General features: G+C 52.7%; 24 protein-coding genes, 1 tRNA gene and 2 pseudogenes. 12 read left to right on the top strand and 15 right to left on the bottom strand.

Annotation, left to right across the window (positions count from 1 at the left end):
- The first annotated feature begins 96 nt into the window (after positions 1-96).
- Positions 97-1,944, top strand: coding sequence for an RNA polymerase sigma factor RpoD (gene rpoD / locus OGY04_RS03205; protein ID WP_003024699.1), 1,848 nt, complete (start codon positions 97-99; stop codon positions 1,942-1,944).
- 45 nt (positions 1,945-1,989) lie between these two features.
- On the opposite strand, the gene mug is transcribed toward rpoD, so the two are convergent.
- Positions 1,990-2,496 carry a G/U mismatch-specific DNA glycosylase gene (gene mug, locus OGY04_RS03200; protein ID WP_008785849.1) on the bottom strand — a complete coding sequence of 169 codons (507 nt, stop codon included), beginning with the start codon at positions 2,494-2,496 and terminating at the stop codon, positions 1,990-1,992.
- Positions 2,497-2,621: 125 nt separating this feature from the next.
- On the opposite strand from mug, the gene OGY04_RS03195 reads away from it, so the two are divergent.
- Positions 2,622-2,697 (top strand) — tRNA-Ile (locus OGY04_RS03195).
- 183 nt (positions 2,698-2,880) lie between these two features.
- Here the strand turns inward: OGY04_RS03195 and OGY04_RS03190 are convergent.
- Positions 2,881-3,447 (bottom strand): annotated as a pseudogene (locus OGY04_RS03190) (phage tail protein); the annotation flags it as partial.
- Positions 3,448-3,530: 83 nt separating this feature from the next.
- On the opposite strand from OGY04_RS03190, the gene OGY04_RS23180 reads away from it, so the two are divergent.
- Entirely contained in the window at positions 3,531-3,731 is a 201-nt protein-coding gene (locus tag OGY04_RS23180) for an HVO_A0114 family putative DNA-binding protein (protein WP_502872393.1), read from the top strand.
- A 35-nt stretch (positions 3,732-3,766) separates the two neighbouring features.
- Here OGY04_RS23180 and yecR read toward each other — a convergent pair whose 3' ends face one another.
- Complete coding sequence (yecR, locus tag OGY04_RS03185; RefSeq protein WP_286584745.1) at positions 3,767-3,901, bottom strand: YecR family lipoprotein; 135 nt, start codon at positions 3,899-3,901, stop codon at positions 3,767-3,769.
- Positions 3,902-4,149: 248 nt separating this feature from the next.
- On the opposite strand from yecR, the gene OGY04_RS03180 reads away from it, so the two are divergent.
- Both OGY04_RS03180 and OGY04_RS03175 read left to right on the top strand, forming a co-directional pair.
- Positions 4,150-4,518 carry an NlpC/P60 family protein gene (locus tag OGY04_RS03180; RefSeq protein WP_286584728.1) on the top strand — a complete coding sequence of 123 codons (369 nt, stop codon included), beginning with the start codon at positions 4,150-4,152 and terminating at the stop codon, positions 4,516-4,518.
- A complete protein-coding gene (locus tag OGY04_RS03175; RefSeq protein WP_286584727.1) occupies positions 4,518-5,021 on the top strand; it encodes a YqhG/Tai3 family protein in 504 nt (167 codons plus the stop codon). Before OGY04_RS03180 ends, OGY04_RS03175 begins: the two co-directional genes overlap by 1 nt.
- 65 nt (positions 5,022-5,086) lie before the next feature.
- Here OGY04_RS03175 and OGY04_RS23120 read toward each other — a convergent pair.
- The 7 genes and pseudogenes from OGY04_RS23120 to OGY04_RS03145 all read right to left on the bottom strand — a co-directional run.
- Positions 5,087-5,497 (bottom strand): annotated as a pseudogene (locus tag OGY04_RS23120) (integrase); the annotation flags it as partial.
- Positions 5,391-5,765, bottom strand: coding sequence for an Arm DNA-binding domain-containing protein (locus tag OGY04_RS23115; protein ID WP_353655327.1), 375 nt, complete (start codon positions 5,763-5,765; stop codon positions 5,391-5,393). The gene OGY04_RS23115 and the pseudogene OGY04_RS23120, both read right to left, overlap by 107 nt.
- A gap of 461 nt (positions 5,766-6,226) precedes the next feature.
- Positions 6,227-6,550: a DUF1889 family protein gene (locus OGY04_RS03165; RefSeq protein ID WP_001573898.1), complete on the bottom strand. Its 324-nt coding sequence runs from the start codon at positions 6,548-6,550 to the stop codon at positions 6,227-6,229.
- 109 nt (positions 6,551-6,659) lie between these two features.
- Positions 6,660-8,474, bottom strand: a complete 1,815-nt coding sequence (locus tag OGY04_RS03160) for a diol dehydratase reactivase subunit alpha (RefSeq protein ID WP_048236799.1) — start codon at positions 8,472-8,474, stop codon at positions 6,660-6,662.
- A 10-nt stretch (positions 8,475-8,484) separates the two neighbouring features.
- A complete protein-coding gene (locus tag OGY04_RS03155) occupies positions 8,485-8,913 on the bottom strand; it encodes a diol dehydratase small subunit (RefSeq protein WP_048236800.1) in 429 nt (142 codons plus the stop codon).
- A gap of 2 nt (positions 8,914-8,915) precedes the next feature.
- Positions 8,916-9,500, bottom strand: coding sequence for a propanediol/glycerol family dehydratase medium subunit (locus tag OGY04_RS03150; RefSeq protein WP_008785852.1), 585 nt, complete (start codon positions 9,498-9,500; stop codon positions 8,916-8,918).
- A gap of 11 nt (positions 9,501-9,511) precedes the next feature.
- Positions 9,512-11,179 carry a propanediol/glycerol family dehydratase large subunit gene (locus tag OGY04_RS03145; protein ID WP_048215504.1) on the bottom strand — a complete coding sequence of 556 codons (1,668 nt, stop codon included), beginning with the start codon at positions 11,177-11,179 and terminating at the stop codon, positions 9,512-9,514.
- A gap of 392 nt (positions 11,180-11,571) precedes the next feature.
- Here OGY04_RS03145 and OGY04_RS03140 point away from each other — a divergent pair, with 392 nt between their 5' ends.
- The 4 genes from OGY04_RS03140 to OGY04_RS03125 are packed head-to-tail and all read left to right on the top strand — an operon-like array spanning position 11,572 to position 14,087.
- Positions 11,572-12,000 (top strand): GlcG/HbpS family heme-binding protein, encoded by a 429-nt coding sequence (locus OGY04_RS03140; RefSeq protein ID WP_003828504.1) that lies wholly within the window; start codon positions 11,572-11,574, stop codon positions 11,998-12,000.
- A 22-nt stretch (positions 12,001-12,022) separates the two neighbouring features.
- Complete coding sequence (dhaT, locus tag OGY04_RS03135; RefSeq protein WP_003024734.1) at positions 12,023-13,186, top strand: 1,3-propanediol dehydrogenase; 1,164 nt, start codon at positions 12,023-12,025, stop codon at positions 13,184-13,186.
- Positions 13,187-13,202: 16 nt separating this feature from the next.
- The gene (locus OGY04_RS03130; RefSeq protein ID WP_079935255.1) at positions 13,203-13,556 is read left to right on the top strand and encodes a glycerol dehydratase reactivase beta/small subunit family protein; all 354 of its coding nucleotides are present in this window, start codon (positions 13,203-13,205) and stop codon (positions 13,554-13,556) included.
- Positions 13,557-14,087: a cob(I)yrinic acid a,c-diamide adenosyltransferase gene (locus tag OGY04_RS03125; protein ID WP_100271886.1), complete on the top strand. Its 531-nt coding sequence runs from the start codon at positions 13,557-13,559 to the stop codon at positions 14,085-14,087.
- Here the strand turns inward: OGY04_RS03125 and dhaR are convergent.
- Entirely contained in the window at positions 14,065-15,990 is a 1,926-nt protein-coding gene (gene dhaR / locus OGY04_RS03120) for a dihydroxyacetone kinase operon transcriptional regulator DhaR (RefSeq protein WP_003828512.1), read from the bottom strand. The two genes, OGY04_RS03125 and dhaR, sit on opposite strands and share 23 nt — an antisense overlap.
- A gap of 91 nt (positions 15,991-16,081) precedes the next feature.
- Entirely contained in the window at positions 16,082-17,179 is a 1,098-nt protein-coding gene (locus OGY04_RS03115; protein WP_079935257.1) for a glycerol dehydrogenase, read from the bottom strand.
- 563 nt (positions 17,180-17,742) lie between these two features.
- Here OGY04_RS03115 and OGY04_RS03110 point away from each other — a divergent pair.
- Complete coding sequence (locus tag OGY04_RS03110) at positions 17,743-19,401, top strand: glycerone kinase (protein WP_286584724.1); 1,659 nt, start codon at positions 17,743-17,745, stop codon at positions 19,399-19,401.
- 304 nt (positions 19,402-19,705) lie between these two features.
- On the opposite strand, the gene cfa is transcribed toward OGY04_RS03110, so the two are convergent.
- Entirely contained in the window at positions 19,706-20,860 is a 1,155-nt protein-coding gene (gene cfa / locus OGY04_RS03105) for a cyclopropane fatty acyl phospholipid synthase (protein ID WP_008785859.1), read from the bottom strand.
- 67 nt (positions 20,861-20,927) lie between these two features.
- On the opposite strand from cfa, the gene OGY04_RS03100 reads away from it, so the two are divergent.
- Complete coding sequence (locus OGY04_RS03100) at positions 20,928-21,776, top strand: helix-turn-helix domain-containing protein (RefSeq protein WP_020996343.1); 849 nt, start codon at positions 20,928-20,930, stop codon at positions 21,774-21,776.
- On the opposite strand, the gene OGY04_RS03095 is transcribed toward OGY04_RS03100, so the two are convergent.
- A complete protein-coding gene (locus tag OGY04_RS03095) occupies positions 21,777-22,550 on the bottom strand; it encodes a siderophore-interacting protein (protein ID WP_267454749.1) in 774 nt (257 codons plus the stop codon). It abuts the gene before it with no gap.
- A gap of 235 nt (positions 22,551-22,785) precedes the next feature.
- Between OGY04_RS03095 and OGY04_RS03090 the strand changes: the two genes are divergently transcribed.
- On the top strand, positions 22,786-23,469 hold the full coding sequence (locus OGY04_RS03090) for a PadR family transcriptional regulator (protein WP_286584722.1): 684 nt from the start codon (positions 22,786-22,788) through the stop codon (positions 23,467-23,469).
- A 53-nt stretch (positions 23,470-23,522) separates the two neighbouring features.
- Here OGY04_RS03090 and OGY04_RS03085 read toward each other — a convergent pair whose 3' ends face one another.
- Positions 23,523-25,043 carry a methyl-accepting chemotaxis protein gene (locus tag OGY04_RS03085; protein ID WP_100271883.1) on the bottom strand — a complete coding sequence of 507 codons (1,521 nt, stop codon included), beginning with the start codon at positions 25,041-25,043 and terminating at the stop codon, positions 23,523-23,525.
- Positions 25,044-25,439: the final 396 nt, after the last annotated feature.

The raw sequence follows: 25,439 nt of genomic DNA, 5'->3' as shown, positions 1-25,439 counted from the left end.
GAGAGGCAGCGGCAAAATATAAGTATGCCCTCGTTTTGCCGTTGGCGGTTTTACCGCCCAACACCAATCAAACGAATTAAGTGTGGATACCGTCTTATGGAGCAAAACCCGCAGTCACAGCTGAAGCTTCTTGTCCAACGTGGTAAGGAGCAAGGCTATCTGACCTATGCCGAGGTCAATGACCATCTGCCGGAAGATATCGTCGATTCAGATCAAATCGAAGACATCATCCAAATGATCAATGACATGGGTATTCAGGTGATGGAAGAAGCACCTGATGCCGATGATCTGCTGCTTGCTGAAACCTCCAACAGCACCGATGAAGACGCGGAAGAAGCGGCTGCCCAGGTTCTGTCCAGCGTTGAGTCCGAAATCGGTCGTACGACTGACCCGGTCCGCATGTACATGCGTGAAATGGGTACCGTTGAACTGTTAACCCGCGAAGGCGAAATCGACATCGCTAAACGCATCGAAGACGGGATTAACCAGGTTCAATGCTCCGTTGCCGAATACCCGGAAGCTATCACCTACCTGCTTGAGCAGTACGATCGCGTAGAAGCTGAAGAAGCACGTCTTTCCGATCTGATCACTGGCTTTGTCGATCCAAATGCGGAAGAAGACATGGCGCCAACGGCGACCCACGTCGGTTCTGAACTCTCTCAGGAAGAGATGGATGACGATGAAGATGAAGATGAAGAAGATGGCGACGACGACAGCAGCGATGATGACAACAGCATCGACCCTGAGTTAGCGCGTGAAAAATTCGGTGAACTGCGTACTCAGTACGAAATCACTCGCGACACCATCAAAGCGAAAGGCCGCAGCCATGCTGCCGCGCAGGAAGAAATTCAGAAGCTGTCCGAAGTGTTCAAACAGTTCCGCCTGGTGCCGAAGCAGTTCGACTACCTGGTAAACAGCATGCGCGTCATGATGGACCGCGTGCGTACTCAGGAACGTCTGATCATGAAGCTCTGCGTTGAGCAGTGCAAAATGCCGAAGAAAAACTTCATCACCCTGTTCACTGGCAACGAAACCAGCGAAACCTGGTTCAACGCGGCAATCGCGATGAACAAACCGTGGTCTGAAAAACTGCACGATGTTGCAGATGACGTTCACCGCGGCCTGCAGAAACTGCAGCAGATTGAAGAAGAAACCGGCCTGACCATCGAGCAGGTTAAAGATATCAACCGTCGCATGTCCATCGGTGAAGCGAAAGCCCGCCGTGCGAAAAAAGAGATGGTTGAAGCGAACTTACGTCTGGTTATCTCTATCGCTAAAAAATACACCAACCGTGGCCTGCAGTTCCTGGATCTGATTCAGGAAGGTAACATCGGTCTGATGAAAGCGGTTGATAAGTTTGAATACCGTCGTGGTTACAAGTTCTCCACCTATGCAACCTGGTGGATCCGTCAGGCGATCACCCGTTCGATCGCGGATCAGGCGCGTACCATCCGTATCCCGGTACATATGATTGAGACTATCAACAAGCTCAACCGTATCTCCCGTCAGATGCTGCAAGAGATGGGCCGCGAGCCGACGCCAGAAGAACTGGCTGAGCGCATGCTGATGCCGGAAGACAAGATCCGTAAAGTGCTGAAGATCGCTAAAGAACCTATCTCCATGGAAACGCCGATCGGCGACGATGAAGATTCGCATCTGGGTGATTTCATTGAGGATACCACCCTCGAGCTGCCGCTGGACTCTGCGACCACCGAGAGCCTGCGTGCCGCAACGCACGACGTTCTGGCTGGCCTGACCGCCCGTGAAGCGAAAGTTCTGCGTATGCGTTTCGGTATCGATATGAACACCGACCACACGCTGGAAGAAGTGGGTAAACAGTTCGACGTTACCCGCGAACGTATCCGTCAGATCGAAGCGAAGGCACTGCGTAAACTGCGCCACCCGAGCCGCTCTGAAGTGTTGCGTAGCTTCCTCGACGATTAATCTCGCCGTATAAGTTCAAACGCCACCGCAAGGTGGCGTTTTTCTTTACATCCCGCGCATGACCAGCGCATCATCCAACTCGCGATACGCCTCCACCAGCTTATCCAGTGTAATCCGGCTCAATCCGCTGGGATTCGGCAATACCCAAATCTGCGTCGCGCCAATGGTCAGCGTCTGTTTTCCCCACTGCGCCCCACGCTGGCTAAGCCCCTGCTCAAATGCCTGTTTCCCAAGGATAGCGAGCGCGGCTGGCTGATACTCTTCTATTTTCTCAATAAGCAGACGACCGCCGCTACGCATCTCTTGTAGCTTCACTTCATTGGCTTGTACCGTTGGTCTGTCGACAAACTTAGTCACGCCGCAGCGAAAGTCCAGCAGATGCTGTGCCTCTTCAGGTTTAAGCTGGCGATCGGTAAATCCCGCCTGATGGATAACCTTCCAGAAGCGATTAGCGGGGTGCGCAAAGGGGAATCCTGTACCTGCGGAAGAAAGCCCCGGATTGATACCGCAAAACACCACCCGCAGCTCCGGTGCCAGTATGTCCTTAACCATAATTACTCCGAACAATACATCAGAGGAACCAGTATAACGGACTGAAAATACATTGTTTATAAAAACAGCATCCGTACGCTTATGTCTGGATTGCAACGCGGAGTTACTTTATAATCCACCGCCACGGCCCCTTAGCTCAGTGGTTAGAGCAGGCGACTCATAATCGCTTGGTCGCTGGTTCAAGTCCAGCAGGGGCCACCAAATCTCAAGGACTTGCGAGAAATCGCAGGTCCTTTTGTTTTTCCGGGGATACTTCGGGGATACCGCAGAAAAATGCGCGCCCTGCCTGTTTGCAGTAACGCCGCAGAAAATATCAACGTCATATGCCGACATGCCTCGCTAGTATCTGGCGATCCCGACATCTAAGACTGGCTCATCAACACATCAAAATCCCCCCAGCTTACACACCAGAATAACCCATCCTGGGTTAGTAGTAGACGGCCAATCGGGTAAGGTATCGTAGGTTTTGTCATCGCATGAATCTCGATATCCGTACTCGTTACGCAGTGGTTTTAGCCCTGCAATCAGTTCCGTGGCCCGCTGCTCATTTCCTAACGCCCGTTCAAACAATGCCGCCCCGGCTATTCCCTCGGTCCACACTCCACGGCTATGGCCTGTATAGCCGTAGTCCGGGTGATACGCCGTATACCCTGCACTCTCCAGCGTGCCGAACCGAAATCTTTCCATGTATCGGTGACATTTTCCCGCAAGTTCTGGCGCTGCTTTAACGGCAAATAAACCGCCCCAGCTTGATTGGTCCAGCGCGGCGGCATCGTCGGGGCCGTCCTCGTGCACACCCTGGCGAAATCGCCCCTCACTCTCAATCCAAGATTTTGAGACGATATCAGTGGCCAGCGCAGTGGCTTTGGCTGCGTAGTTATCAAAACCGGTTACGCGCCCGAGCTGCTCAAATAAAAAATAAATATCCACGTTGTGCTCAAGGGCGCAGTACGACAACGAGCGTGGCAAGGGCGATGGGGTGATCTCGTTTCCTTCCTGGACCGTGATGCACAAAGTTTTGTGCCCCAAACCGCATGGCAATTTTGCAGGCGATGACCGGGCGCGGGGAATTAACGATCCGCGAAATTGCGGCGCTTGTCAGGCGTGATGTAAAGGGCATACATACTGACGTTACTGCGCTACTGAATGGCGGATTACTTGAACGCGGGGATAGTGGCACACTGTTTCCGTATGATGCGATCCACTTCGATTTCACCATCAGAGCTGCGGAATAAAAAAAGCCGGTCATTTGACCGGCTGACTTATTGCTTTAATTCTGTGACGCTTTCCCGCCCGCGCACTGATACTCTACGTAAACATCCATTTGCCTGCATCCCATTGGGCTAGGATCCGTACATTGTGACGTCTGGCCGCCGAACGCCTTGGCACCATCATATCCCCATATCCTGCATTTTTGGGCCTTTCCTTATAGGTTTTTTCATGATGCACCCGGCATGTGCGGAAACATACCCGCGCCCTTTTATTTTCGGAATTCGTTTAGGCTATCTCCTCGCGATTGATTCCGCCTGCTCTCAGCATCAAGCGCACTAGCCTCACACAGCACGTTACGCTTTCTGCGGCACTAAATGATTAACCTCCCTAATTAATTGGGTATCTATTAGCAACTCCTTTTAACTGGAATGGATAATAATCATGGGATGGGATCCAAGAAGCGCAGGCAACTACGCGAAAGCTCAAGCCGAGCCAGGCCCAACAAGCAACTGCGCCGCATACGTGCGACAGGCAATTCATGCTGGCGGGATAAATGTCATAAATACACACCATGCAAAAGACTACGGCCCGATGTTGGAGGCGGCGGGGTTTAGAAAAATATCTTCAACGCAATCCCCCATGGCAGGTGACGTGGTTGTGATACAGCCCTACGCAGGAGGGAGCGCTTCGGGACATATGGCGATTTACGACGGGCAGGACTGGTATTCTGACTTTAAACAGAGGGATTTTTGGGGCGGGCCTGGTTATCGCTCATCAAAGCCGTCGTACCAAATGTACAGGATGAACTAATGCGCACTTTCATTGCGATTTTATTTATCTCTCTACTTTCAGCATGCAGTTCGCATCCTGAACAGGCACAGAAACGGGTATTTGATTTTTACTCGTATTATTTAAATGTTTATGCTAATAGCACAGGGAAAATAAAACCAGATCCCGAAAAGATGAAAGATTACGTTGCTCAAGAGGCACTAAATCAATTGAGCGTCATTTCATATATTTATGAGCAGGAAATCGTTGGTTCTGATTATTACACATACGCACAAGATTATGCCGCTGACTGGATACCGCGCTTAAGGGTGGGTGATGCTAAGGATTATTTTGGCGGAAAGTATGTTAACGTCTGGTTAGGTTGTGAAAACAATAAAAATTACCAAATCGGTGTATACCTGAGAAAAGAGGATGGCCGCTGGAAAATATACAGAGTGAAAGATATAACCGATAATTACGAGCAGTATATATTTGACACGCACGCCATAGAAAAAGCGAAGCAACACGCCGCAACCATAAATTAAATAGGGAGATTATGACGGCCGCTAAATTACTCCCAATTTGCGGCCGTCCTTAACCGTCACTGTGCTTATCTTTCATCCTCCGGAGGATTCAACAGCGCAAACAACATGCGCCGTTTATCGTTATCACTCATGGTCCCCATTAGCGCCACCAGCTGCGCATCAAGCTGGCCCTTTTTCTCCACCAGCCCTGCATGCTCCAGCATGGCCCGCTCAACCTTTTGCGCTGGCTCCATTAGCTCGTCAGCGGAGAAGTGGAGATAGCCCTGTGTCACGTCAGCGCTACGGAATGTTTTATGATTCAGCAGGCGCTTAAGGATATAAGAGCCCACTCCAGCAAGCTCCGCCACGCTGCCGAACGTGCGGCGGGCGTCATGGCACGTAAACCGGATCGGCGGCATAGTCCCGCCCTGCGTCGTTTCCTCGCTTATTTTGTCGATTATGTCGCGAGGCTCGTAAATTTTCCCGCCTGGAGTTATTCGGGTTGCGACGGGTAACAGCAACCTCACCCAGCGTTATGGCTGCCTGCTCGCGCGCCTGGTCTACTGTGAGATCGGGAAATTTTCCGAGTGTTACGCGGAAAAATTTCCCGCCTCTTTTTCGCACAACGTAAAAACTTTTACTGCCGTTTGAGGTGATGCGAATACGCAATCCTGTAACGATACTATCTGCGTATTCCACCCGCCCGTCCCCTTCTGGGATGGGAAGATCCTGAATGACTGATTTGGTAAATTTAAATATAAGCATAACGTCCGCCCGAAACGACTAACGGCCCTTCGGGGATACCGTAGAGGGGTATTTTCGGGGGGTTATGGTTATTTATTGGTCAGGTTACTTTACATTAAATGCTTGTTTTTCCAAGACAAGTAACTATAAGTCATTGTTTTACCCAAAACTCAAAATCGCTTGGTCGCTGGTTCAAGTCCAGCAGGGGCCACCAAATCTTAAGGACTTGCGAGAAATCGCAGGTCCTTTTTTTATGGGTATTCCGTAGAAATTGGTATGTAGCAAAAAAGAGTTTGTCCTGGAAAAATCAATACTTGCTTGCATTAATATGTTGAATGAGTACACGGAAGAAAATGGCTGGCGGGGACTAAAGCTATTTACACGATACACCTGTTCAGAAAACAGCATGTTAATGGCAACCCCATCTGGACGCCGCCATCCTGGGATGGAAACGTCCGTTAGAGTTTAATTCGATAGTCAGCTCACACTAGCTCTTTGAGCTGCTCCTGCATATAGGTTGAAAAATACTCTGGGTTCTTGATAAGGATGCGGTTACCGGAGGCGACTTTTTCTGCCCATCCGGCCACTTTTTTCGTGAACTCGGGATTCCATCCCTCTTGCTCACCCCGTGCCATCACAACTTCCGGACTCGCTGGCACACCTAAGTCATGCAAATACTTTAAGATTCCCTTAGCGGTACTTTCATCCATTGAATGTGGTACTGACGCCGAAGTGTTCATACCACCAATAAAATCCAATGCTTTCTCAATTGCTGTTGGCATGCTCTTATCCTTAAAATTAACCACGTGAGAGACACATTTATACTATGTACCCAACTCCGCCGGGATATCAAAGAGAACATCGCCTTTATTTGACTTACCCCGCAGCTAAACGCTTGCGCGGCTGTTTTCTGCGCTATTTTTTTGCTTCTCCGGCTAAAACCAGCCCAGTTGCCACCGCATTACGCGGCCCTTCGGTACCTCGAATATTACCCTGCCCGGCGACAACGCCGTAATGCGCCAGCGCATCGGTGATCATCTGCGGGATTTCAAAATCCAGCGAAGAACCACCTACCAGCACCACAAAAGTCATATCGCGAATAGAGCCACCGGGTGACACCTGACGTAACGCGCGCAGGCAGTTGGTCACAAAAACCTTCTCTTTAGCCTGTCGACGCACCAGACGGATTTTTTCCAGCGAGGTCTGGTTATCGACCGGGATCAGCTCGCCCTCTTTCAGATACACCACTTTGGCAAATACTGACGGGCTGAGCGGTTCACGAAAAAACTCCACCGCGCCGTTCTCGTGGCGAATGCTGAACAGGCTCTCCACTTTTGCCAGCGGGTATTTCTTTATTTCCTCCGCCAGAAATGCATCGCTTAAGCCCAGCTCAGTTTGAATCAACAGGCTGACCATATTCCCCGCGCCGGCCAGATGAACTGCTTTCACTACACCGTCGCTATTGATGACGGCGGCATCGGTAGATCCTGCGCCTAAGTCGAGGATCGCCAGTGGTGCGGCGCATCCGGGCGTAGTTAACGCGCCCGCCACGGCCATGTTGGCTTCCACACCACCGACTTCAACTGGGGTATTTAACCGGGCGCTTAGCTCGCTGGCGATAGCCTGCATCTGTAAGCGATCGGATTTCACCATCGCCGCAATGCCAACGGCGTTCTCCATTGAACACTCTCCGGCGATGCCGCCCAGCACCTTGCGCGGAATAAATGTATCGACCGCCAATAGATCCTGAATATGCACCGTGTTCATGTCATGGCCGGTCAGCGAGGCCATCACCTTTCGCACCCGCTCCAGCATGCCGCCTGCGTGCGTGCCTGCTTCACCACGAATATCACACACGGGCGCGCAGGCGCTCATCGCCTGCATAATGGCCTGCGCGCCTTGCGCTACGTCGGCTTCACCGCCACGCTTTTCACCACGGATAAAGATCTTACCCGCCGGGATCACTCTTGATCGCACATCTCCCTGCGGGGTTTTCAGCACCACGGCGGAACGGTTGCCAATCAGCGATCTGGCGATGGGGACAATAGTTTGCGTTTCCTCAGGGGTCAGGGCAAAGAAGGTCGCGATACCGTAAGGATTCGACAGCACCCGCACCACCTGTCCCGGGGCCGCCACTTCCACCGCCGCCAGCACGCCTTCCGGCACCTTCTCCAGCAGAGTGACTTCATCAACCACCGGTATTGGCCGATGCAGGCGATTATTCACCAGCACGCCATCATCTTTTTTCAGGATGGCCGCCACCACGTTGACGCCGCGTTCCAGCGCTTCATTGATAAACCAAACCGCCTCAAGGAAATCCATCTCCTCACCCACCAACGGTATCCAGCCCTGGGCAAATCGATCCTCGCTCAACGCCGCCAACTTCTCCACGGCGATGGTGGTTCCCATGCCCACGCCAACGCCGCCGGGCGTTTGCGGGTTATGGCCAATCATCGTTGATTCGGTAATGATGGTTTCAGTGATGGTTTCCATCGCCACATCGCCAATCACCGGCGCGGCCTCGTTGATGCAGATTTTTGCCACATCCTGCAGCGACCACGGCGTTTTATCCAGCGCCTGCTGCAGGGACGCGACTACCCCGGCGATATTTTCCCGCGTGCCTTTCATCCCGGTCGTGGCGACAATCCCGCTGCCGATAAACCGGCCATCCTGCGCCAACGCCACTTCGGTGGTGGCGTTGCCGATATCGATCCCTGCAATTAACGGCATGCTGCCTCCGTCACTGACTGCCTTTACGCAGCTTATTTCTCTGCTGGTATACCTCTGCCGATTCGCGGACAAACCCGGCGTTCACCGTGGCGTGCCAGGTGTGTTCCAGTTCATCGGCAATGGCCTGCAACTCGGCGAACGAAGAACGAAACGGCCGTAGCGCGTTGTAGATCTCCAGAATGCGGGCATCCGGGATCGCAATCAGTTCTGCCGCACGACGAAAATTGCGCGCCACGGCATGACGCTGCATCTGCTCGGCAATCTGCGCCTGGTACTCCAGCGTTTGCTGAGAAATGCGCACATCCTGCGGTCCTACGTGGCCCGCCAGCACATTCTCAAGGGTAATGTCGGTTAGCGGCTTGCCGCCAGGCGTCTGGATTTTCTCCGGGCAGCGGGTGGCTAATGGGTAATCCTGCGCGGTCATGGTGTTGTCGTTCATGGTCATTCCCTTACCAGTGCAATATGCAACGTGACAGGCGCAGCATCCTGCACCACGTGTTTGGTTTCTTTGATATGAAACAGCGCGGCCTTGGCCATAAATTTAGGGCGCACCATCTGGTCATTGACCACTGGCACCGGCGAAGGCGACTCTTTGCGTGCATATCGCGCGGCGTTTTTACCAATCTGACGATAGGTTTCCAGCGTCAGCAGCGGAGCCTGAGAAAACAGTTCCAGGTTACTTAGCGGCAGCAGATCGCGCTGATGAATCACCGTGGTTCCTTTCGACTGGATACCAATCCCAATGCCTGAGCCGCTGAGATTTGCCGCATCCCATGCCATAAAAGAAACATCCGAGGTGCGCAGGATCCTCACTACTCGCGCATGCAGTCCCTCTTCTTCGATGCCAGCAACCAGCTCTTTCAAAATCGCGTTGTGCGGCATATCAATCAAGGTTTTATGCTGATACTTATCAAAGGCCGGGCCGACGCCAATCACCACCTCATCCACGCGTTCATCCGCGTTAGCCGCCTCGCCTTCGCTCACCTGTAAGGTGAAAACCGGCTTACGTTCAGTTGTGCATTCCACTGTGTACCGCCTTATTCGATCGAGCCGGGCTGAACCACGCCCGCAATATTTTTAATTTCCGCCCAGCGTTCGGCACTGATGCGATAGCCGGTACCAGGTCCCTGATAATCATTGATGTCGTTGACGGCGCTGACGACGTCGAACTGGCGATCCAGAATGGCCGACGTTTGCAGGTAATCACCAGTAACACGCTGTCTCAGCATGTTGAGGATATTGCTGGCGATATCTTCAAATCCGCTGCAACTCAACGCGCCGACGATATCCAGCCCGGTGATATTGCGCTTCATCATCTCTTCCACGGCAGCCAAATCCTCAACTACATTACGCGCAGGCATATCTTTGCTGCCGTGAGCATAAGTAGCAGCTTCGACTTCTTCATCGCTAATCAGCGGCAGGCCCAGTTCGCGGAACACTGCCTGAATGGCGCGTGCGGCCTTATTGCGAATGGCGATGGTTTCCTCTTCCGTGACCGGACGCAGACCGCCGTCAACCATCAGATCGCGTTGCAGAATGTTGTAATCATCGAAATCTTCAGCGTCGAAGTTCGACCCGGCAAACATGTTGTCGTAGTTGGGTACCGCGCTATAACCGGAGAAAATAAAGTCGGTACCCGGCAGCATCTGCATCAGGGTGCGGGCAGTACGGCGAATATCGGAGTGGGAAAAGGTCTGGTCATTGGCGGAGGCCACTTCAAGGTCGAGCATTGAGGCAATCAGGTTTTCCGCCAGCACCGCGCGGATCCCTGACGGCACAGCGCCGGTCATGCCGATACAGCTGACCGCACCGTTTTGCAGCCCCTGTACGCCCGCGCCTTTAGTGATAAAAATGCAGCGCGACTCCAGATAAAGCATCGATTTACTTTCGGAATAGCCCATCAGCGCTTCCGAGCCGGTGCCGGAGGTGTAGCGCATCTTCAGACCACGCGACGCATAAGCCGAGGCGAGAAACGCTTTGGACCACGGCGTGTCATCACCGTCGGTAAACACCGATTCTGTGCCATACACCGACACCGTTTCGGCATAACTGGTTAGCCCTCGCATGCCCAACTCCAGCTCCGTGGCCTCTTCAACGGAACATTGCGTCAGCACACCGGGGCGACCGCACTGGGAACCCACCAGCAGTGCCAGGGCGTTAAACGGCGCGTAGCGGGCGATCCCGACCGTCGTTTCCTGCTCGGAAAAGCCGCGGATCCCCGCTTCAGCAGCGTCGGCGGCAATCTGTACCGGGTTATCTTTCAGGTTAGTCACGTGGCACTGGTTGGAGGGAGTGCGTCTGGCGCGCATTTTTTGTAGCGCCATCATCATCTCCACCACGTTCATTTGCGCCATCACTTCCACCGCTTTCGCCGGGGTGATGGCGGTGGTAATGGCAATAATCTCTTCCCGACTGACGTGGATATCCACCAGCATTCTGGCGATCTCCAGCGCGTCGAGCTGCATGGCGCGCTCAGCTTCGGCCACGTTAATCGCATAGTCGGCAATGAAACGGTCGATCATGTCGAACTCGGCTCGGCTCTTACCGTCCAGCTCAACAATACGACCATTTTCCACCTTCACCGACGACGTCGGATCGTAGGGGCTTTCCATGGCGATCAGCCCCTCTTCAGGCCATTCGCCAATCAGCCCATCCTGATTTACAGGCCGCTTCGCAAGCACTTCGAATCGTTTTGATCTTCTCATGATTTATTGACTCAAAAGGTAAAAAATAGGGACGCCGGGCCGCATTGCCGGGGACACAACACCCGGCATTCGCCTTTCATCAGCAATGGCCGAACTCTAAATGAGCCAGGCAATAAAAAAATAAAATTAATTTCGTTCCAATTTGGCACCTAATAAAAACGCATCGTTCCATATTGAAACGCAATTCAGGAATATCCATCGTGAATTGTGACGAGGTTAAATGATCATTATCAATAAACGCAAAGTCAGGGAAATGAATTCAATATTTATGAAAAATCCACCCTATTGACTTAATAACGTGCGGCGAGAAAATAAGGTAAAGCCAATGAAAAAAATATCTGTTGCGCGATATGTTTCGTGACCTCAGCCCTACAATATTTTCAGGAGAGACTGTGAATAAGAGCCAACAAATTGCCACCATTACGCTGGCGGCTGCAAAAAAAATGGCGCAGGCCGTTGAGGCTAAAGCGCTTGAGATCAACGTTCCGGTGGTCTTTTCCGTGGTGGATCACGGCGGGAATACGCTGCTAATGCAACGCATGGACGATGCGTTTGTCACCAGCTGTGATATCTCTCTTAATAAAGCGTATACCGCCTGCTGCCTGCGCCAGGGTACCCATGAAATTACCGACGCGGTACAACCTGGCGCTTCGCTATATGGTTTGCAGCTTACTAACCAACAGCGCATTGTTATTTTCGGCGGCGGCTTACCTGTCATATTAAACGGTAAGTTAATTGGTGCCGTTGGCGTTAGCGGCGGCACTGTCGAACAAGACAGATTATTAGCAGAAACCGCACTGAATTGTTTCTCTGAATTATAATTTAAATCTAAGAAGGTATATTATGAGCTATCGTATGTTTGATTACCTGGTGCCAAATGTGAACTTCTTTGGCCCCAATGCTATTTCCGTTGTCGGCGAACGCTGCAAACTGTTAGGCGGTAAAAAAGCGCTGCTGGTTACAGATAAAGGTCTGCGGGCTATTAAAGACGGTGCGGTAGATAAAACCCTCGCCCATTTACGTGAAGCGGGCATTGACGTGGTGGTTTTTGACGGCGTTGAGCCAAATCCCAAAGACACCAACGTGCGCGATGGTCTGGAGGTCTTTCGCAAAGAGCATTGCGATATCATCGTTACCGTTGGCGGCGGTAGCCCGCATGACTGCGGTAAAGGCATCGGTATCGCGGCAACTCACGAAGGCGATCTCTACAGCTATGCCGGGATTGAAACCCTGACCAACCCGCTGCCGCCTATCGTTGCGGTGAATACCACTGCCGGTACCGCCAGCGAAGTCACCCGCCACTGCGTGCTGACCAATACCAAAACCAAAGTGAAGTTTGTGATTGTCAGTTGGCGTAACCTGCCGTCGGTCTCCATTAACGATCCGCTGCTGATGCTCGGCAAACCCGCCCCGCTGACCGCCGCGACCGGTATGGACGCCCTGACCCACGCCGTAGAAGCCTATATTTCCAAAGATGCCAACCCGGTCACCGACGCCGCCGCTATTCAGGCTATTCGCCTGATCGCACGCAACTTGCGTCAGGCCGTAGCGCTGGGCAGCAACCTGAAAGCTCGCGAGAACATGGCCTACGCCTCTCTGCTGGCGGGCATGGCCTTCAACAACGCCAACCTCGGCTACGTTCACGCAATGGCGCATCAGCTTGGCGGTCTGTACGACATGCCACACGGCGTGGCGAATGCCGTTCTGCTCCCGCACGTGGCGCGCTATAACCTGATCGCTAACCCGGAGAAATTTGCCGATATCGCAGAATTTATGGGCGAAAACACTGACGGACTCTCCACCATGGATGCCGCCGAACTGGCCATTCACGCCATTGCCCGTCTCTCCGCTGACATCGGCATTCCGCAGCATCTGCGCGATCTGGGCGTCAAAGAAGCCGATTTCCCGTACATGGCGGAAATGGCGCTGAAGGACGGCAACGCCTTCTCTAACCCGCGCAAAGGGAACGAGAAAGAAATTGCCGAGATCTTCCGCCAGGCATTCTGATAACGCAGGGGGCGCAATGTCACTTTCATCACCGGGCGTACATCTGTTTTATCACTCACGCTGGCAGGATACTCGCGTGCTTGATGAGCTGTGCTGGGGACTGGAAGAGCAAGGCGTCCCTTGCCGGGCAATCTGTTGCGACGAGCATGACTGCGCGCTGGCATTGAGCAAACTTGCGGCCAAAAGCTCAACGCTACGTGTCGGTCTGGGTCTTAACGCCACGGGTGATATTGCTTTAACCCACGCCCAGTTGCCCGAAGATCGGGCGCTGATCCGTGGGCATATCCGCGCCGGAATTGCGCAGATCCGAACGCTTGGCGCCAATGCCGGTCAACTGGTTAAAGTACTTCCCTTCAGCGAGATAAAATAAATGTACCGCATCTACACCCGAACCGGCGATAAAGGCACGACCGCGCTGTTTGGCGGCAGCCGTATCGACAAAGACGACATCCGCGTTGAGGCCTATGGCACGGTGGATGAACTGATTTCCCAGCTTGGCGTCTGCTATGCCAGCACGCGTCAGGCCGGGCTACGCCAGGATCTGCACGCCATACAGAAGATGCTGTTTGTACTGGGTGCGGAACTCGCCAGCGATGAGACAGGACTCGCTCGCTTACAACAGCTTATTGGCGATGAGGATATTCAGGCGCTGGAGCAGCTTATTGACCGCAATATGGCGCAAAGCGGCCCGCTCAAAGAGTTTGTTATTCCGGGGAAAAATCTGCCATCGGCACAGCTACACGTTGCGCGAACTCTGACCCGCCGACTGGAGCGGATCCTTATCGCAATGAGCAGAACGCTGACGTTACGCGATGAACCCAGGCGTTACATCAACCGACTGTCGGACGCGCTGTTCTCGATGGCAAGAATTGAAGAAACTAGTCCAGATGCTTGCGCTTAAACTGGCTGGCATCAATGTCGTATTGCTTCATCTTGCGCCACAAGGTAGTGCGACCAATGTTCAGCAGTTGCGACATCTCCTGTACGCGTCCGCTGGTGACGCGAGCAGCATGGATAATCGCCTCTTTTTCGATAGCGGTAAAGGTCAGACTGGCTGGCAGCAGTGAAGACGCCGTCTCCAGACCAGGACGTTCGGCAAACAGATAATCCGGTAGATTGCTCAGCCGAATATGGCCGTTATCACTGCTGATGGCGATGTTTTCGATAATGCTGTTCAGTTCAAAGTCATTGCCCGGCCACGAATAGGCCACCAGCTGTGCCAGCGCGTCGTCGTCGATCTTCAAACTGGATGAAAAGCGTTTTTTCAGGCTATTCAGCCGCGTATAAATCAGCGAGGGAATACTGTTACGCCGCGCCCGCAGCGGGGGGATCACTATCTCAAAAGAGTGCAGCGCGTAATACAGCTGACGGCTAAAGCGGTTTTGCTCCACCAGATTGGCGAGATCAACCGTGGTGGTGGCGATCACTTTGACATCTACCGGAATCAACCGACGGGCATCCAGGCGGGTTAATACCCCCTGCTTGATCACCTGTAACAGCGCGGATTGCAGCTCCGGCGCCAGATATTCAATTTTTTCCAAAAACAGCGTGCCGCCGTTCGCCAGTTCAAGACGGCTCAGCCGGCCATTTTCATCGTCGGTGGGCGCACTGCCCATAAAATCCTGCCCCAGCACGCTGTTGGCATACAGCTGACAGTTCACGGCGATATACGGCCCGCTGGCGCGCTCGCTTTCGTTGTGAATGGCCTGGCTCAGCAGCTCCTTACCAACGCCCTCTTCCCCGCACAGTAGGATCGGGAAACTCCCCCTCGCTGCCTGGCGACCAAAATGGATCAAGCGGCGGGTTTCCGGATCGTCAGTCGACATCTGCTCAAAGGTGTGGCTCACCTTGCCGAGCTGGCTGGTCATCAGCTGGCGCATTTGCTCCACCGGATGCAGTAGCAGGATAAAGCTGTTGCCCTGCTCCTCAACAATCGGTTTCAGGGTGATGACGGCATCAACAAACTGATGCTGGCTTTCAAAGGTAACTTCGACGTGATTCAGGCCGCGGGCATGTTTGATCGCCCGGCGCAGCAGCATGGGGAGATTAAGCAGATCGTGAATGTTTTTTCCCTGACTGGCCTGCGCATCGAGATGCAAAAGCAGCGCCGCACGCGCATTGAGGAACTGCAATACGCCCTGTTCGTTCCAGGCCATCACACCATCATCCATACTCTCCAGCAGCCCGTACATCTGGTTCAGATGGCGGTTGGATTCAGCCAGCAGGCTGTCGGTCAGCAAAGAGTTGCCGACTTCTCTGGCAATCGCCAGCGTCAGGGATAAATCAGAAACGCACTCATGCTCCACCAGACAACACAGCGAGATGGAGCCGAACAGTCGACCATGGTTATCGAAGACCGGCGTCGAGCAGAACGACCACGGATGCAGAGCCTGTTTAAAATGCTGATCGCCAGAGGTTTTTGTCGGCTGGCCCGGCATCGTCGCCAGCGACAGGGCACAACTGCCAATGATGCTTTCCGCACAGTAGCTGCCGTCGCGAAACCCAAGCTCCGCCAACTGTTCCACCGTCTGTGGATCGCCGCAACGGCTGAGGATACAGGCTGATTCATCCAGAATCAGCAGCGCGCACGGGCGGCCGTCCATAAACTCCCAGGCATCTTCCAGCGCAGCCTGAGCAATCGTCAGCAACGCCGTCTTGCGACGACAAATCGACTCAAAGGTCAGCCCTTGCGCCTGATGCGGCGCCTGCCAGGTTTCCCGCTGCATAAACTTGCTGCAACGATGCCATGACTGGGCAATGACTGAAGAGACTTCCTTCCCGATGCTATGCGTGTGCGCCGTCATATCCCTTTCCGCTGTTTAACCATAGACAACCCCTCCGGCAGAGACTGTCAGAGGGGGAGAAAATGCCGGATAAAAACCTACCGACGATTGATTAACGCGCCAGCCACTGCTGTCCCAGCAGGTCTGCCGTCAGAATAGCGGCATGTACGCTTTCAGGCGTTACCGGGAACGGCATATTGTGGATGGTTTCACCTTCTGCACAGGTCGCTTTTGCCACCGCCATGATCTTGCCGTCAACGTCTTCTTTCACGCCCATTTCCGCTAACGTTACCGGCAGGCCTACTTTCTGACAGAAATTCAGCACGGTTTCGATCTCTTCCATCGGGCTGTTTTGCAGCACCAGTTGCGCCAGCGTACCAAAGGCGACTTTTTCACCGTGGTACAAATGGTGGCACTCTTCCAGAATCGTAAAGCCGTTGTGGATCGCATGCGCCCCTGCCAGACCGCTGCTTTCAAAACCGATGCCGCTGAGGTATGTGTTAGCTTCGACAATACGCTCCAGCGCATCGGTCACCACGCCGGCCTGCGCGGCAAAGCGTGCCTTCTCGCCTTCCGCCAGCAGGGTATCATAGCACAATCGCGCCAGGCTCAGCGCCGCCACGGTGGACTGTCCGCCCGCCATGCTGGTCGCTCTGGCGTCATAACAGGCTTTCGCTTCAAACCAGGTCGAGAGCGCATCGCCCATCCCGGCCACCAGCAGACGTACCGGCGCTTTGGCAATGATTGCAGTGTCCATTACCACCATATCCGGGTTTTTCGGGTAGATCAGATACTCTTCAAACTCACCGGCTTCGGTATAGATAACGGACAGCGCGCTGGTTGGCGCATCGGTAGACGCGATAGTCGGGATCACTACCACCGGCAACTTCTGGTAGTAGCCAATCGCTTTGGCGGTATCCAGCGTTTTCCCACCGCCAATCCCAACCACACCGCGGCAACCGTGCTGTTTCAGAATGGTAATCAGGCGATTAATTTCAACATGGCTACATTCACCGTTAAAGCGTTCCGCATGGCAGCTAATGTCGTGGCTGTGCAGGCCGTTGAGTACTTTCTCTCCCGCCAGTTTCATCACGAAGTCATCCGCAATCACGAAAAAGCTGTCCGCCAGATTTTTAGCGTATTGACCAAACAAGGTGGAAGCGTCAGGACCCTGGAGATATTTGGCTGGAGATTGAATAACTTTTAGCATTCCTTTCATCCTCAAATAAGTACATGTTTTTACATGGTGAGCCCTGGCGTTAACCTGTTTGGCCTGATGCTGACGGCGAAAACGGGAGGTACCGGAGCGATGCAATAACTGTATGGCGAGGCGTGCACAAAAAAATCTTTCGTCTTTTTGTTCTGATATGAAACAGATAAAAACAACACATGTTTCATATTGGAACGCTTAACCATAAAAAATATAAGGTTTGCGATCCCGATCCGTTCATTTGCCACCAAATCTCTGGCACAGACGAATCTCACTTTCTCTTTTACCCACTCACTTGCCAAAATACCGGTAAAAAAAAAAGCTGACAGTACCGTGTGACCTGCATTCATCGCGAGAGGAAAAAGTCGAGCGAGCTCGCATTGTGGTCGTTCACCGTTCTTTTAGGTTTCATTTCGGAACAAAAAACAATAACAACGTTCCGTAATGAAACTCATTTTAACGTTGTTTTTTTCCACGCTGACTTCGCCAGAATCTCTCTATCGCCTCCGCACCATGACCATGCTTCCGGGGGTTTGTCTTACACTCAACCTCAAGGAGCCGTTATGTCTCAATTCTTTTTTAATCAACGCACCCATCTCGTGAGCGACGTCATCGACGGTACGATTATCACCAGCCCGTGGAATAACCTGGCGCGTCTGGAAAGCGATCCGGCTATTCGCATCGTGGTCCGACGTGACCTTAACAAAAATAACGTGGCGGTCATTTCCGGCGGCGGTTCAGGGCACGAACCCGCGCACGTTGGGTTTATCGGTAAAGGTATGCTAACGGCCGCGGTCTGTGGCGACGTGTTCGCTTCCCCGAGCGTAGATGCGGTACTGACCGCCATTCAGGCGGTAACCGGTGAGGCGGGCTGTTTGTTGATCGTGAAAAATTACACCGGTGACCGTCTTAATTTCGGTCTTGCCGCCGAGAAAGCCCGTCGCCTTGGTTACAACGTTGAAATGCTGATTGTCGGCGATGACATCTCCCTGCCGGATAACAAACACCCGCGCGGCATTGCGGGAACCATCCTGGTGCATAAAATCGCGGGCTATTTTGCCGAACGCGGCTACAACCTCGCCACCGCCCTGCGTGAAGCGCAATACGCGGCCAATAACACCTTCAGTCTGGGCGTTGCGCTTTCCAGCTGTCATCTGCCGCAAGAAACCGACGCCGCCCCGCGTCATCATCCGGGCCACGCGGAGCTGGGTATGGGCATTCACGGCGAACCAGGCGCCTCGGTCATCGACACCCAGAACAGTGCGCAGGTGGTGAACCTGATGGTGGATAAACTGCTGGCTGCCCTGCCTGAAACCGGCCGTCTGGCGGTGATGATTAACAATCTTGGCGGCGTTTCTGTTGCCGAAATGGCCATCATTACCCGCGAACTGGCCAGCAGCCCGCTGTATCCGCGTATCGACTGGCTGATTGGCCCGGCCTCGCTGGTTACCGCGCTGGATATGAAAGGTTTTTCACTAACGGCCATCGTGCTGGAAGAGAGCATCGAAAAAGCGCTGCTCACAGAGGTGGAAACCAGTAACTGGCCGACGCCGGTCCCACCGCGTGAAATCAGCTGTGTACCGTCATCTCAGCGTAGCGCACGCGTGGAATTCAAGCCTTCGGCAAATGCCCTGGTGGCCGGGATTGTGGAGCTTGTCACCACAACCCTTTCCGATCTGGAGACCCATCTTAATGCGCTTGATGCCAAAGTCGGCGATGGCGATACCGGTTCAACCTTTGCCGCAGGCGCGCGGGAAATTGCCAGCCTGCTGCATCGTCAGCAGTTGCCGCTGGATAACCTTGCCACGCTGTTTGCGCTGATTGGCGAACGTCTGACCGTGGTGATGGGCGGTTCCAGCGGTGTGCTGATGTCTATTTTCTTTACCGCTGCGGGGCAGAAACTGGAACAGGGAGCTAACGTTGCCGAAGCCCTGAATACGGGACTGGCGCAGATGAAGTTCTACGGCGGCGCAGACGAAGGCGATCGCACCATGATTGATGCACTGCAACCGGCTCTGACTTCGCTGCTCACGCAGCCGCAAAATCTGCAGGCCGCCTTCGACGCCGCGCAAGCGGGAGCCGAACGAACCTGTTTGTCGAGCAAAGCCAATGCGGGTCGCGCATCGTATCTGAGCAGTGAAAGCCTGCTCGGAAATATGGACCCCGGCGCGCACGCCGTCGCGATGGTATTTAAAGCGCTGGCAGAGAGTGAATTGGGTTAAGCCATAAATGCCTGATAAGGCACTTGCGCCGCCATCCGGCGAAGATACGCCTGATGCGCTGCGCTTATCAGGCCTACGAGTACAAACCTTTGTAGGCCGGATAAGGCGTTTACGCCGCCATCCGGCGAAGAAGAGCCTGATGCGCTGCGCTTATCAGGCCTACGAGTGCAAACCTATGTAGGCCGGATAAGGCGTTTGCGCCGCCATCCGGCGAAGAAATGCCTGATGCGCTGCGCTTATCAGGCCTACGAGTACAAACCTATGTAGGCCGGATAAGGCGTTTACGCCGCCATCCGGCAGTGCGTTAACGATAAACGCGGATCCCGCCCTCTACGCCGCGGCTAAACAGCACCTGCCAAAGCTCAATATCTCTGGCGCGGAAAGCCCCGGCGCAAGCGCATAAATAGTAATTAAACATTCTTCTGAAGGTGGCGGAGTAACGTGAAGACAGCTCCGGCCAGGCCTGATTAAAGCGCTCATGCCAGGCCATCAGCGTTTTATCATAATCGCTGCCGAAGTTATGCCAGTCCTCCATCACAAACCGTGATTCGCTGGCCTCGGCAATATGGGAAATTGCCGGCAAGCAGCCGTTCGGGAAAATGTATTTATTGATCCACGGATCGACGCTCATCCCTTTTTTATTGCTGCCAATAGTATGCAGCAGGAACAGTCCGTCCGGTTTTAAACAACGGTCGGCGATGCTGAAATAGGTGTCGTAGTTTTTCGGCCCGACGTGTTCAAACATCCCCACAGACACAATGCGATCGTAGTGTTTATCAAGATCGCGATAATCCTGCAGCAGAATGTTAACGTCCAGCCCTTCACAGCGCTGCTGCGCCATTTTCTGCTGCTCTTTAGAAATGGTAACGCCTTCTACCGCCACGCCATAATGACGCGCCGCATATTCTGCCAACCCGCCCCATCCACAACCGATATCGAGTAAACGCATACCCGGCTTAAGCTGCAGCTTCTCGCAGATCATTTTTAATTTGGCATTTTGCGCATCGTCTAAGGTGGTCGCGTCTTTCCAGTAACCGCAGGAATATTGCATATGCGGATCAAGCATCAGCGCAAAGAGATCGTTACCAATATCATAATGTTCTTTACCGACGATCCATGCCCGGCTCCGTGACTGCAAATTAAACAGGCGTGCGCTGGCAATGCGTAAAATATCTTTCAGATTACCTGGCATCTGCTGGTCGAGTTTTGCTTTCAGGATTTTGCAGAACAGAATATCGAGCCGTTCGCAGTCCCACCAGCCTTCCATATAGCTTTCGCCAAGCCCTAATGAGCCTTGTTGCAATACCCGTTTAAAGAAACCGGTATGATGAAGTTGAATGTCCCAGGCGCGCGAGCCATTAATTCTGATATCCGCTTGCGAAAGCAGCTCTTTTCCCATTCGGGTCCAGTTATCATTTGTTTCATTGACGATGACAGCATCTGAACAAAGCGAGTTCATGGTATTTACCAAAAGTGGGCTAAAAATTATTACGCAAGATTATTATGGAAAAAAGAGTGTATGTATTATGATCCGCGGACAAGATCTATCGAACAGCGGACACACCATCGGGAGCATTGACGATTCATTTATGGAAACTCTCGCGCAAAAACAGTGGAACTCCTTCCCGGATAACTCCATGACCGAACTGCCGCAGGACGTATTCTTTCGCTCTTATGTCCTGGAAGCCAACCACCATGTACCGCAGCATTCACACTCTTTTATGCAGTTTCATTTCGCCCGCAAAGGCAGCATGCGCATTGATGTTGCCGGTAAGTGCTGGATAATCCCGGCGCATTACGGCATCTGGATCCCAAATAATACGGAGCATGCGGTTTGGGCATTAGATGATGTATATTTAGAAAATCTGGATATTAAACCGGGTTTTCTTGAAGAGAGCATCAATGAATGCAAAGTAGTGGCTATCAGTGATTTCGCCAGAGAGTTTATTCATTACGCCACGAATTCAATTTCAGGCCATTATGATAGTCAGTCAAAAGAGGGCAAGCTGGTTAGTGTGCTGGTCGATATTATTCTGCAACTCCCGGAAGTCGCTTTTGTATTACCCTGGCCGCAGGATCGCGAATTAACCAAAGTCTGCCGAACAATACAAGAATCCCCCGCACTGGAGCATTCGGTTGAATACTGGGCGCAGCATCTGGGTATGTCTGCCCGTACCTTTTCACGCCATTTCAAAAAAGAAACCGGATTGCCTTTCAGCGTCTGGAAGCAAAAAATGCGAATACTTGAATCTGTATTAATGCTGAAGAAAAATAAAAGCGTAACCGCCGTGGCACTCGACGTTGGGTATTCAAGCACCGCGGCATTTAGCTACGCATTCCGCCAGGCGTTTGGCGTTCCGCCCTCTAATTACTGATTAACGGCGTTGATGCCAGTAAGCCGCTGCACGAACCCGTTGCTGATCGAACGCCTCGGTTTCAAAACGAGCACTCAGGTTTTTAACCACCTTGCCTTCGCCGGTGATCCAGATGAAATAATCGTCTGCGGGCACGCTTAGCCGCGATAAGTGTTCATTCACCGCCTGCTCGTCATGGCCGATAAACCACTGAAGAGTAAATCCGTCGAGATGGGCAAAATAGTCCTGGTAGGCTGCATCCTGCACGCTAACCAGCGCCGTGACGTGCGGACGTACCGCCAAACGGCTGAGCGACTCCAGGCGTCGGCGCAACGCGGGCATTCCCGACTCATCACACACGTAAACCTGATACGCATAGTCCTCTGGTACCACCAAAGAACCGCGCGGCCCGCCGATCGTCAGCTTGTCACCCTCACGGGCATTCATCGCCCACGTACTTGCCACGCCGCCGTCATGAATATAGAAATCCAGTGCCAGCTCATGGCGCGCTTCGTCATACAACGGCGTGTAGTCACGGGATAACGGACGTACACCGTCAGCCCAGACAATGCCTTCATCGGTGACGACAGGGGGTACAAAGTTGCTGCCCGGTTCAGGGAAAAAGACCTTGGTATGGTCGTCAAAGCCGTGTGAGCTAAAACCGTCCAGAGCGTCACCGCCCAGTACAATACGCTGAAAGCCCGCGCTAATACGCTCTACGCGCAGGACAGTAAGTTCTCGAAAACGCAGTTCATTGCGAACGCGCTGTGGGTAGCGTGAGATGTTTTTTGTCATTTTTTCGCCTTGTGAAGATAATACGATATATCTAAATTGATTTTTTAAATGATAATGATTGCTAATCAAAAATATTGCAAGCACTTTTTGATATAGTTAACTTATGATTACCCAGTTATCACAGACACATAAAAATAGATAATAATCATAATGTTATGCAACATTTTATTTGTAGACTTGCAAACTGATAATTTTTAGATATAAATTAGATATATCTAAACAACATCAGGAGACGATGATGCAAAACCATCATGAAGGTTGCTGTAAGCACTCAGAGCACCAACACGAAGGCTGCTGCAAGGGTGAAGGACATCACCATGAAGGCCGCCACAACGAGCACCATGCAGGTTGCTGCAAAGGTGAAGAACATCGCCATGAAGGCTGTAACAAAGAACATCACCACGAGCAGGGTTGCGGACATCGCCACGGTCGTGGCGGCGGCGGAGGGGGTCGTCGTCAGCGGTTCTTCGGCCACGGCGAATTACGCCTGGTGATTCTGGATATCTTGACCCGCGACGCCAGCCACGGCTATGAGCTGATTAAAGCGATTGAAACCCTGACCCAGGGTAATTACACCCCAAGCCCGGGCGTTATCTATCCAACGCTGGATATCTTGCAGGATCAGGCACTGATCACCGTCAGCGACGAGGAAGGTGGGCGTAAACAGATTGCGATCACGACTCAGGGCCAGCAGTGGCTGGATGAGAACCGTGAACATCTGGAACATATCCACGAACGGATTAAAGCCCGCTGCGTAGGTTTTGAATTACGCAAAAATCCACAGATGAAACGCGCGCTGGAAAACTTCAAAGCCGTGCTGGATCTACGCGTCAATCATGGTGATACCAGCGATGCGCAGATCAAAAAAATCATCGGTATTATCGATCGCGCTGCGCTGGATATTACTCAGCTGGATTAATCTGCACAGCAGGCGGAACCCGTATGCCCAACGTTCCGCCTGTATTTTTAGTATTAATGCAGCACCGTAACCGCATCTTCCAGACGACCAGCGCGATGTTTCACCATCGCGGAAATCTGCGCACTCTCTTCAACCAGTTCGGCGTTTTTCTGTGTAATGTTGCTCAGCTCATTCACCGCGCGGGTCAGGCTGGAAAGACCATCTGACTGTTCCAGCGTGGAGTGGCTGATTTGGGCGATCAGCTGAGTGACGTTTTGCACCTGCGCCACAATATCGTCCATCGTGCGTCCTGCGGCGTGAACCTGGTCAGATCCGGACTGCACCTTGTCAGCGCTGGCATCAATCAACTTGCGGATATCATTGGCTGCACTGGCGCTACGGCTAGCAAGATGACGTACTTCTCCCGCCACCACGGCGAACCCTTTCCCTTGCTCGCCCGCCCGCGCGGCTTCAACAGCGGCATTCAAAGCCAGAATGTTGGTCTGGAAGGCAATATCGTTAATCAGCGTCGTAATGGTGCCGATCCGCTGGGTGCTGTTGGCGATATCGTCCATGGTTTTGATGACGGTATCCATCGCCTCACCGCCGTGCGTTGCCGCGCTACTGGCGGCAATAGAGAGCTTATCGGCCGCGGCGGCGGTCTCTGAGTTTTGTTTCACCGATGCCGCCATCTGATTCATGGTGGTCACCGTTTCCTGCACGTTCTCGACAGTCTGCTGCGTATGCTTGTTTAAATCATCGCTGCCTTTCGCCAGCGTTTCGCTGTCGCTGCGCACGCAACTCACCTGGCTGGAGACGTCGTGAATGAGCCAGCGACACATTAATCCAAGTTGGCCCACTGCTCGTAGCATCAGGCCCAGTTCATCACTACGGTTAAGATGCGACACGCTGTTCCGCTCACCGGTCGCCACTTTCAGCGCCTGACGGGTGACATTCTCAATAGGACGCACAATTTGCCATTCGAAAATAGCCGTTCCAAAAAGCATCACCAATGCACTCATCAGCTGTAACGGCCATTCGGCGCCCATTTGCTGCAATGCGACCGCTAGCAGGACAAACATGAATGCCATCACGCTGCGCACCCGCCAGCGAATCGGCATCGCCGGCAGTTTACCCAGCCAGCCTTTGCGTACCACCAGCCCTTTATGAATACGCCGGTTGCAACGTCCTTCGTTCAGCGCTTTATATAAAGGCTCTACCGCCGCAATTTCCTCGTCAGTAGCCCGGGTACGAATCGACATATACCCGGTCACGCGTCCTTCCCGCACCATCGGCACCGCATTGGCCCTCACCCAGTAGTGATCGCCATTCTTACGCCGGTTTTTCACAATCCCGCTCCATGGCTCGCCCTGCTTCAGGGTGTACCACATATCCGCAAACGCCGCTTTTGGCATGTCCGGATGACGAACCTGATTGTGCGGCTTATCGAGCAATTCATTTAGCTGATAGCCACTGACCTGGACAAATGTATCGTTCGCATGGGTGATATAGCTTTGTAAATCGGTGGTAGACATGAGGGTGATATCATCATCCAGCGGTGTATTTTGCTGACTAACGTAGGGATGAGAAGACATGATTGCGTCCTGTGCAGGTTATCTGGTTGTTAACTCTTTCGGCTTATGTTATTTCGGCGATAATTTTTTTATCTTTAGTTGTTAAATTTGATTTAGATCGCAATTTGCGATTAAACCTCAAAATCTGTACGCATTCTAATCCATTGATTTAAAATACTTTCATCTAGTAACTATTCAACGTCACTTCTACCAGCGCACCGTCACAGTGCAAATATTGCCCATTTTTAGCGCAAATTTGCGTTTATTCGATCTGTTTTCAGGCTCCTTACTTGGGCAAAATGCCAGCAAATGTTAAAGCACGGCATTAAATGTTGCATAAATGAGATATTTCCTGGTGTTTATCCCGATTTTTGCTAAGCGCGCCGGAATGGCGCAATCCCTGCAATACTTAATTCA

It is taken from the genome of Citrobacter sp. Cpo091 (assembly GCF_030332645.1).
GTDB lineage: Bacteria > Pseudomonadota > Gammaproteobacteria > Enterobacterales > Enterobacteriaceae > Citrobacter > Citrobacter portucalensis.
The sequence above is the reverse complement of the archived record's forward strand: the minus strand, read 5'-3'. Positions and strand labels throughout refer to the sequence as shown.

What these genes read in the sequence shown, in the direction of transcription:
- rpoD (WP_003024699.1), top strand. Translation starts at nt 97, where the DNA reads ATGGAGCAAAACCCGCAGTCACAGCTGAAGCTTCTTGTCCAACGTGGT.
- mug (WP_008785849.1), bottom strand. Translation starts at nt 2,496, where the DNA reads ATGGTTAAGGACATACTGGCACCGGAGCTGCGGGTGGTGTTTTGCGGT.
- OGY04_RS23180 (WP_502872393.1), top strand. Translation starts at nt 3,531, where the DNA reads ATGGCAATTTTGCAGGCGATGACCGGGCGCGGGGAATTAACGATCCGC.
- OGY04_RS03180 (WP_286584728.1), top strand. Translation starts at nt 4,150, where the DNA reads ATGGGATGGGATCCAAGAAGCGCAGGCAACTACGCGAAAGCTCAAGCC.
- OGY04_RS03175 (WP_286584727.1), top strand. Translation starts at nt 4,518, where the DNA reads ATGCGCACTTTCATTGCGATTTTATTTATCTCTCTACTTTCAGCATGC.
- OGY04_RS23115 (WP_353655327.1), bottom strand. Translation starts at nt 5,765, where the DNA reads ATGCTTATATTTAAATTTACCAAATCAGTCATTCAGGATCTTCCCATC.
- OGY04_RS03160 (WP_048236799.1), bottom strand. Translation starts at nt 8,474, where the DNA reads ATGCCGTTAATTGCAGGGATCGATATCGGCAACGCCACCACCGAAGTG.
- OGY04_RS03155 (WP_048236800.1), bottom strand. Translation starts at nt 8,913, where the DNA reads ATGAACGACAACACCATGACCGCGCAGGATTACCCATTAGCCACCCGC.
- OGY04_RS03145 (WP_048215504.1), bottom strand. Translation starts at nt 11,179, where the DNA reads ATGAGAAGATCAAAACGATTCGAAGTGCTTGCGAAGCGGCCTGTAAAT.
- dhaT (WP_003024734.1), top strand. Translation starts at nt 12,023, where the DNA reads ATGAGCTATCGTATGTTTGATTACCTGGTGCCAAATGTGAACTTCTTT.
- OGY04_RS03130 (WP_079935255.1), top strand. Translation starts at nt 13,203, where the DNA reads ATGTCACTTTCATCACCGGGCGTACATCTGTTTTATCACTCACGCTGG.
- OGY04_RS03125 (WP_100271886.1), top strand. Translation starts at nt 13,557, where the DNA reads ATGTACCGCATCTACACCCGAACCGGCGATAAAGGCACGACCGCGCTG.
- dhaR (WP_003828512.1), bottom strand. Translation starts at nt 15,990, where the DNA reads ATGACGGCGCACACGCATAGCATCGGGAAGGAAGTCTCTTCAGTCATT.
- OGY04_RS03115 (WP_079935257.1), bottom strand. Translation starts at nt 17,179, where the DNA reads ATGCTAAAAGTTATTCAATCTCCAGCCAAATATCTCCAGGGTCCTGAC.
- OGY04_RS03110 (WP_286584724.1), top strand. Translation starts at nt 17,743, where the DNA reads ATGTCTCAATTCTTTTTTAATCAACGCACCCATCTCGTGAGCGACGTC.
- cfa (WP_008785859.1), bottom strand. Translation starts at nt 20,860, where the DNA reads ATGAACTCGCTTTGTTCAGATGCTGTCATCGTCAATGAAACAAATGAT.
- OGY04_RS03100 (WP_020996343.1), top strand. Translation starts at nt 20,928, where the DNA reads ATGATCCGCGGACAAGATCTATCGAACAGCGGACACACCATCGGGAGC.
- OGY04_RS03095 (WP_267454749.1), bottom strand. Translation starts at nt 22,550, where the DNA reads ATGACAAAAAACATCTCACGCTACCCACAGCGCGTTCGCAATGAACTG.
- OGY04_RS03090 (WP_286584722.1), top strand. Translation starts at nt 22,786, where the DNA reads ATGATGCAAAACCATCATGAAGGTTGCTGTAAGCACTCAGAGCACCAA.
- OGY04_RS03085 (WP_100271883.1), bottom strand. Translation starts at nt 25,043, where the DNA reads ATGTCTTCTCATCCCTACGTTAGTCAGCAAAATACACCGCTGGATGAT.